This is a genomic window from Kitasatospora sp. MBT63, assembly GCF_000710465.2.
Classification (GTDB): domain Bacteria; phylum Actinomycetota; class Actinomycetes; order Streptomycetales; family Streptomycetaceae; genus Kitasatospora.
Map to the genome: position 1 here is coordinate 1 of NZ_JAIZ01000083.1, position 6,843 is coordinate 6,843.

Annotated in this window: 6 protein-coding genes; 3 read left to right on the forward strand and 3 right to left on the reverse strand. The window is 76.8% G+C overall.

The genetic code is table 11. The annotated features are described in order from the left end of the window. From AA75_RS49060 to AA75_RS05725, 3 genes are all read left to right on the forward strand, one after another. Nucleotides 1–2,379 (forward strand): hypothetical protein (locus tag AA75_RS49060; protein ID WP_051811899.1); only part of this gene is annotated, 2,379 nt, incomplete at its 5' end. A gap of 70 nt (nt 2,380–2,449) precedes the next feature. Continuing rightward, nucleotides 2,450–3,172, forward strand: a complete 723-nt coding sequence (locus AA75_RS05720) for a methyltransferase (RefSeq protein ID WP_199520267.1) — start codon at nt 2,450–2,452, stop codon at nt 3,170–3,172. Nucleotides 3,173–3,272: 100 nt separating this feature from the next. Continuing rightward, nucleotides 3,273–3,695, forward strand: a complete 423-nt coding sequence (locus AA75_RS05725) for a GNAT family N-acetyltransferase (protein WP_033818661.1) — start codon at nt 3,273–3,275, stop codon at nt 3,693–3,695. Nucleotides 3,696–3,716: 21 nt separating this feature from the next. Here AA75_RS05725 and AA75_RS45220 read toward each other — a convergent pair whose 3' ends face one another. From AA75_RS45220 to AA75_RS05740, 3 genes are all read right to left on the reverse strand, one after another. Beyond that, the gene (locus AA75_RS45220) at nt 3,717–4,226 is read right to left on the reverse strand and encodes a cupredoxin domain-containing protein (RefSeq protein WP_149037965.1); all 510 of its coding nucleotides are present in this window, start codon (nt 4,224–4,226) and stop codon (nt 3,717–3,719) included. A 706-nt stretch (nt 4,227–4,932) separates the two neighbouring features. Next, nucleotides 4,933–5,667 (reverse strand): dethiobiotin synthase, encoded by a 735-nt coding sequence (bioD, locus tag AA75_RS05735; protein ID WP_033818662.1) that lies wholly within the window; start codon nt 5,665–5,667, stop codon nt 4,933–4,935. Further along, nucleotides 5,664–6,843 (reverse strand): adenosylmethionine--8-amino-7-oxononanoate transaminase (locus AA75_RS05740; RefSeq protein ID WP_033818663.1); only part of this gene is annotated, 1,180 nt, incomplete at its 5' end. The genes AA75_RS05740 and bioD, both read right to left, overlap by 4 nt.

Sequence of the window (6,843 nt, forward strand, 5' to 3'; positions counted from 1 at the left end):
GCGGCCCGGGCCGGCGCCGAGTCCTGGTCGGCGGCCGAGCGGCTGGCGACGCTGGCCCTGCTCCCGGCCGGTGAGGCCGGGCCCGAGCTGCTGGCCGCCACCCGGGCACCCGAACCCGCGACCCGGGCGGCGGCCTGGCGCGGCCTGGCCGCCAACGCCGGGTACACGCGTGACGACGACGCCCGCCGAGCGCTCCTCGCGGAGATGGCCGCCCGGCTGCCCGACGAACGCGACCGGATCCGGACGGAGGCCCTGGAGGCGTTGGTGCGCCTCGCCCGCCGCACGGCACCCTTCACCGCCGCGGACACCGACCCGCTCGACCGCATCGCCCGGCACGTCCTGGCGGCCCCCGACAGCTCCGATGCCTCCCGTACCGCGCTGCGGGACCTCGCCGTCACGGTGATCACCGCCAGCACGCTGATCGCGGCCGACACCCCGGCGGGCGACCGGTCGCCGGTCGGCTGGGCCGCCCGTACGCTCGCCGAGCTTGCCGCGGGCCCCGGCCCGGTCGGACTCGGACACCTCGACCGCACGCTGCGCCGCGGCCGGGAACAGCTGGTCCTCACGGCCCTGCGGCCCCGGCTGGAGACCGACCCCGGCCGACGGCTGCTGTTCGCGCTCACCGACGCCCTCGGCCGCCGCGCCCACCGGCTGCCCGAACTCCAGGACCTGCTGGCGGCGGCGCTGTGCGACGGCGACGACGAGACGTTCCGGGCCGCCGCGCGGCGGTGGCTGGCGGCACCGGCCACCAGGTCCGGGCGCGTCGCCGAGCTGCTCGCCCGGGAGCCCTCCGCGATCGTGCTGCCCGAGGTCCTGGCGGAGGTCACCGCCCGCCGTACCGACCTGCTGGACCCGCTGCTCGGCGACGCCCCGCCCGTCGGACGGTTCCTGCCGGACCCCGCCCGTCGGCCGCACCTCGGCCCGCGCCACGCCGACCGTCTGCCGCCCCGCCGGCAGCAGGCCGCCGTCGGGCTCGCCCGGACCGTCGCCGAGGACGTCTCCCGGACGCAGCGCGAACGGGCCGACGCCCTGCGCACCGCCGCGGCCTGCCCCGACCACGGCCGCGCCCTCCTGCTGGAGTTCGCCGGATCGTCGGACCTGATGCGGCCCGGGACCGCGCTGGCCGGGATCGCGCTGGCCGGACTCGCCGCGACCGGTGACCCGGCCGCAGCCCTCACCGGACTGGCCGCCCACACCGACGACGGCGCCCGGGCCCGGGCCGCCGGCCACGCGGCCGACCGGATCGTCGCCCGCACAGCGGCAGGTCAACTCGCGGTCACGCTGGCCGAGTTGACAGAGGCAATCGGCAAGGAAGAGGTCGCCGCCCGCAAGCAGACGGTCCGGCTGTACGCCCGGTACCTGCCGCCGGACCGGGCGGCGGCCGCGCTGGCCGACGCCTATCGCGTACCCGGGCAGCACCCCGATGTCCTGAGCCTCATCGTGCGCCGGGCCCTCGGGCTGCTCGGCACCGAGCCGGTCCGGGACCTGCTGGCGGAAGCCGCCGCCACCGGGGCACCCCGGGCACGGCTGGCGCTGCTCACCGACGACCCACTCGGCCTGCCCGAGGCCCACCGGCCGTACTACGCCCGGCTGGTGGCCGGGCTGGCCGGCGGGCGACCGGGTGAGGAGGGCGAGAGCGTCCGGCGCGCCGCGGTCTGGGCGATGCGGCACTGGGCCGGCTACGCGCCGGAGACCGCCGACGTCGTCCGGCACGCGGTCACCGACCTGTCCAGCCGGTCGGGTTGGCAGTCCGCGGCGCTCGTCCTCGGCGGCCTCGCCGACTCCGGACAGCCGCACCCGCTCGGTGGCGCCGCCCCCGGCAGCCTCCTGCACCGCACCCTCGCCGAGCTGGCCGCCGCCGCCCTGACCCCGGGCGGGCCGGAGGAGACCGGCCGCGACCTGCCGGCCCTGCGGCGCCTCGACCACCTGGTCGAGCAGGGGATACGCCGCCCCGAGATCCTGACGGCGGCCGCCGAGCACCTCGCGCACGACCCCGAACTCCTGCCCGCACGCGTCACCCTGCTCCGCCGGGCCGTCGACCCGCACGCTGCCCTCCCCGACCTGACCCGCGCCCTGGGCGCGCTGGCCGCCGCCCACGCGGGCCGTCCGGCACTGGCCGCCGAGAGCGCCCGTCAACTCGCCGCCCACCTCGGCCACCACGCACCCTGGCCCGATCCGGACGCCGTGCTGGCCGCGGCCGAGCGGCTCACCGTCGACGGCGGACTCGCCGCGGGCCTGCTGGCGACCGCCGTGATCGAGGCTTGCGCGACCGTCTCGGGCCTGCCGCCGCACTGGCGTGCCGTCCTGCACACGCTGCGCGGCCACCCCGTCCCCGACGTCCGCTTCGCGGCCAGGAAGGTGTACGCCGCCGCCGACTGACCCGCCCGGCCCGCCCGTCGGCCGCCCGCAGCCGCGCGGGAGACCGACGGCCGGGCCGTATGCTGCGGAGATGCCGAACGAGCTTCGCACCTCCCCCCGGATCGACGTAGTGCTGTCCGAAGCAGCGATGTCCGAAGCAACGATGTCCGACGCGGCCTTCGTCCGGGCTCACACCCGCCCGACCCCCGTCCCGTTCGTCCCCGAGGTCGGCCTGCACATGGCCGACGACGCCATCACCCTGTGGGAGACCACCGAGTCGGCGCGCGGCGAGATCGGTCTGCCGCCACCGTTCTGGGCCTTCGCCTGGGCCGGCGGCGTCGCGGTCGCCCGGTACGTGCTCGACCACCCCGAGCTGGTGGCCGGGCGCACCGTGCTCGACCTGGCCGCCGGGTCGGGGCTGATCGGGATCGCCGCCGCGCTGCGCGGCGCGCGGTCGGTCCGCGCCGCCGAGATCGACGCCTACGCCGTCGCCGCGATCGGCATCAACGCCGAGGCCAACGGTGTCCTGATCGACGCGGCCGTCGAGGACCTGCTCGACGGCGACGGCGGCCCGGCCGAGGTGGTGCTCGCGGGGGACGTCTTCTACGAACGGGCGATGGCCGCCCGGTTCCTGCCCTTCCTGGAACGCGCCCGGGCCAGGGGAGCCGTTGTGATCGTCGGCGACCCGGGCCGCGCCTACCTGCCCCGCGAACGCTTCACCGCACTGGACGCCTACCAGGTCCCGGTGGTGGCCGACCTGGAGGACACCGCCCTCAAGGCCACCACCGTCTGGCAGCTCGCCGCCGCCCGCTGACGCCCATCGGCCGACACCCGCCGCCGACACCCGTCGCGGGCGCCGTCCGGGTGGTGGAATTCCCCCGGCGGCCCGGGTCCCCGCTGGTAGACAGTGCGGCATGGCCGACACCGTGATCCGTACCGCCGTCCTCGACGACGTCCCCGCGCTGCTGGCCTTCTGGGCCCGGGCCGCCGAGGGCACCAGCATCAGCGACGACCCGGCCGGGGTGGCCGCCCTGATCACCCGCGACCCGCAGGCGCTGCTGGTCGCCGAAGACGACGGCGCCCTGGCCGGCACGGTGATCGCCGGGTTCGACGGGTGGCGCTGCCACCTCTACCGCCTCGCCGTCGACCCGGACCGGCGCCGCCGGGGCATCGGCGCGGCGCTGCTCGCCGCCGCCGAGGCCCGGTTCGAGGCGCTCGGCGGGCGGCGTGCCGACGCGATGGTCCTCGACCACAACGAACTCGGCCGCACCGCCTGGCGGGCCGCCGGGTACCGCCCCGAGGAGCAGTGGAGCCGCTGGGTCAAGCCGCTCGGCTGAGACCTGTCGCTGAACGGGCCGTCACTGGACGACCAGGGTGCCGTGCATGTTCGGGTGGATGGTGCAGATGTAGGCGTAACTACCGGGCTGGGACGGCGCGGTGATGGTGGCGGAGTCGCCGGGGCTCAGGACACCGGTGTCGAAGCCGCCGCCCGCGCTGGCGCTCAGCGTGTGCGAGGTGGAGTCCTGGTTGGTCACCGTGATCCGGGCGCCGGGCCCGACGGTGAGCGGCGTCGGGTTGAACGCGAAGTCCTTGATGGTGATGGACGCCGACCCGACCGGCCCCGAGGACGACGCGGAAGCCGACGCGGACCCCGAGGCGGAGGCCGACGCCGAGGCGGACGCCGAGCCGGACCCGGACGCCGAGGAACTCGGTCCGGACGAGCCCGCGGAACTCGCCGGAGCACTGGCGGAACCGGACGTGGTGGTCGAACTCTTGCTGCTGGAACAGGCGGCCAGCAGCAGCGCCGCCGCACCGCCGCCGAAGCCCAGCAACAGCTGCCGCCGGGAGCGGATGGCATCCCCGATCATCGGACCTCGCTTCGTCACGTCCACCCGACCGGAACGGGCGGTAGACGGCCAGCGTCCGCCAGAACGGCCCGTCGGCCACGCGTACACACCAGGCCGGGCCGCACCGGTCACCGGGACGGCCGAGCGGACCGGCCGTACCCGCGGGTGCCGGACCGGGGGACGGCCGGGCCGGGGAGACCGGCCGCCCCACCGGGGATCGGGCGGCGCCGCGCGGACGGCGGGGACAGGGGGACCCCACCGGCCGCGCGGCACGAGACGGGCCACCCGGCCACCGCCGGTGCCTGCGCCTCACCTCTTTCAGCGCCGCGCCGCACGCCCGTGTCACACCCCGGCGAAAGATTTTTTTGAGCACCCGCGGTGACCGGGTGCCAGCCGGCTGCGGGAGGTGTGAGAAAGGCGGCGACCGGCGAGGGCGTGTGGGCCGCGGTGTGCGGCGGCGACCGGCGCTGGACCTGATGGCGACGGCACACCCCGGGCCCGGCCCGGCGGGCGGGGCCCGGTGAAGACCGGCGTCGCTGCTGCCACGCACGGGACGGGCTTCGCGTGCGGGACGGGCTCCGTCCCGGAGAGGTCGTACCGGCGTCAGGTGCGGCTCGCGCCGGGGGCGGCATGGCCGTACCCGTACCCGTACCCGCACCCGTACCCGTGCCGCGACCGCCCGCCGCAGGCGGCGGCACCGGCGCGGTGGCCGTGCCGCCGGCCGCGGCTACGGCAGCGGCGGGACGAAGCGGGCGGTGAAGGACAGGACGTCCCAGGCGCCGCCGAGTTCCGGGGCGAGGGCTGCGTGGGCCAAGGTGCGGAACGGGGCTCCGCCCTCGGCCGCCGCGCCCTGGGGGACGGCGCCGAGCAGGGGTGCCCCGGCGACGGCGGGGAGGTCGGCGAGGTTGCAACGGGCGGCGAGGTCGGGGTCGGTGGGCCAGGACCCGACCACCACACCGCGGACGGCGAGGCCGCGGGCGGACAGCGCCTCGGCGGTGAGCGCCGTGGTGTTCAGCGTGCCGAGGCCCGCCGCGGCGACCACCAGCACCTCGACGTCCAGGCCGAGCGCCCGGGTGGCGAGGGCCATGTCCGCCAGCGTGTGCCCGGCCTCGTCGTAGCGCACCAGCAGCCCGCCGGCGCCCTCGACCAGCACCGTGTCGTGTTCGGTGGCGAGCCCGGCCACGGCGTCGGCGACCTGGCGCGGGGCCAGTGTGCCGAGGCCGGCCCGGCGGGCGGCGGTGTCGGGGGCCAGTGGTTCCGGGTACCGGGCCAGTTCGCGGACGGTCACCTGTGGTCCGGCCAGCCGCTGTACCTCGGCCGCGTCACCGGGCTCGCCGGGTGCCACACCGGTCTGACCGGGCTTCAGGACGGCGACCCGGGGCCCGGCCAGGGCGGCGACGGCCGCGGTGACCACGGTCTTGCCGACCTCGGTGCCGGTGCCGGTGATGAACAGGACGCTCATCCGGCCACCGCCGCGGCGGTCACGGCGGCCGTGATCCGGGCCAGGTCCGCGTCGTCGGTGATGTACGGCGGCATGGTGTACACGAGGTCGCGGAAGGGCCGCAGCCAGACGCCCTCGCGGGCCGCGGCCTCGGTGGCGGCCCGCAGGTCGACCGGGTGGTCGAGCTGGACGACCCCGATCGCCCCGAGCACCCGGACGTCCCGGACCCCGGGCGCGTCTGCCGCCGAGGCCAGGCCGTCGCGCAGCCCGGTCTCGATCCGCTTGACCTCCACCCGCCAGTCCTGGCCGAGCAGCAGGTCGATGGAGGCGCCGGCGACCGCGGCGGCCAGCGGGTTGCCCATGAACGTCGGGCCGTGGGCCAGTACCGGCACCTCGCCGCGGCTGATGCCGTCGGCGACCTTGCCCGTGCACAGGGCGGCGGCCATCGTCAGGTAGCCGCCGGTGAGCGCCTTGCCGAGGCACAGCACGTCCGGGGAGATCTGCGCGTGGTCCGCGGCGAACAGTTCGCCGGTGCGGCCGAAGCCGGTGGCGATCTCGTCGAGGATCAGCAGCACGTCGTACCGGTCGCACAGTTCGCGCAGCAGCCGCAGGTACGCGGGGGAGTGGAAGCGCATCCCGCCCGCGCCCTGTACCACCGGTTCGACGATCACGGCGGCCAGTTCACCGGCGTGACGCTCGATCAGGTCGCCCAGTTCGGCCGCGTACGCCTCGTCGAGCGGGGCGTCGAAGCCGGCCGGCGGCTCGGCCGCGAACAGCTGGTCGGGCAGCACCCCGCCCCACAGGTGGTGCATCCCGCCCTCGGGGTCGCACACCGACATCGGGTGGAAGGTGTCGCCGTGGTAGCCGCCGCGCCAGGTCAGCAGGCGGCGCTTGGCCGGCCGGCCGAGCGACTTCCAGTACTGCAGGCACATCTTCATGGCGACCTCGACCGCCACCGACCCGGAGTCGGCGAGGAAGACGTGCTGCAGCGGCTCGGGGGTGATCTCCACCAGCCGTGCGGCCAGCCGCACGGCGGGCTCGTGGGTGAGCCCGCCGAACATCACGTGGCTCATCCGGCCGAGCTGGTCACGCACCGCCTCGTCCAGCACCGGGTGCCGGTAGCCGTGGATCGCCGCCCACCAGGACGACATCCCGTCGATCAGCTCCCGCCGCCCGCCGGCCTCCTCGGCCAGCCGC

Bases quoted from the DNA above. Each gene is read 5' to 3' on its own strand.
- AA75_RS05725 (WP_033818661.1), top strand. From the start codon at position 3,273: ATGGCCGACACCGTGATCCGTACCGCCGTCCTCGACGACGTCCCCGCG.
- bioD (WP_033818662.1), bottom strand. From the start codon at position 5,667: ATGAGCGTCCTGTTCATCACCGGCACCGGCACCGAGGTCGGCAAGACC.
- AA75_RS45220 (WP_149037965.1), bottom strand. From the start codon at position 4,226: ATGATCGGGGATGCCATCCGCTCCCGGCGGCAGCTGTTGCTGGGCTTC.
- AA75_RS05720 (WP_199520267.1), top strand. From the start codon at position 2,450: ATGCCGAACGAGCTTCGCACCTCCCCCCGGATCGACGTAGTGCTGTCC.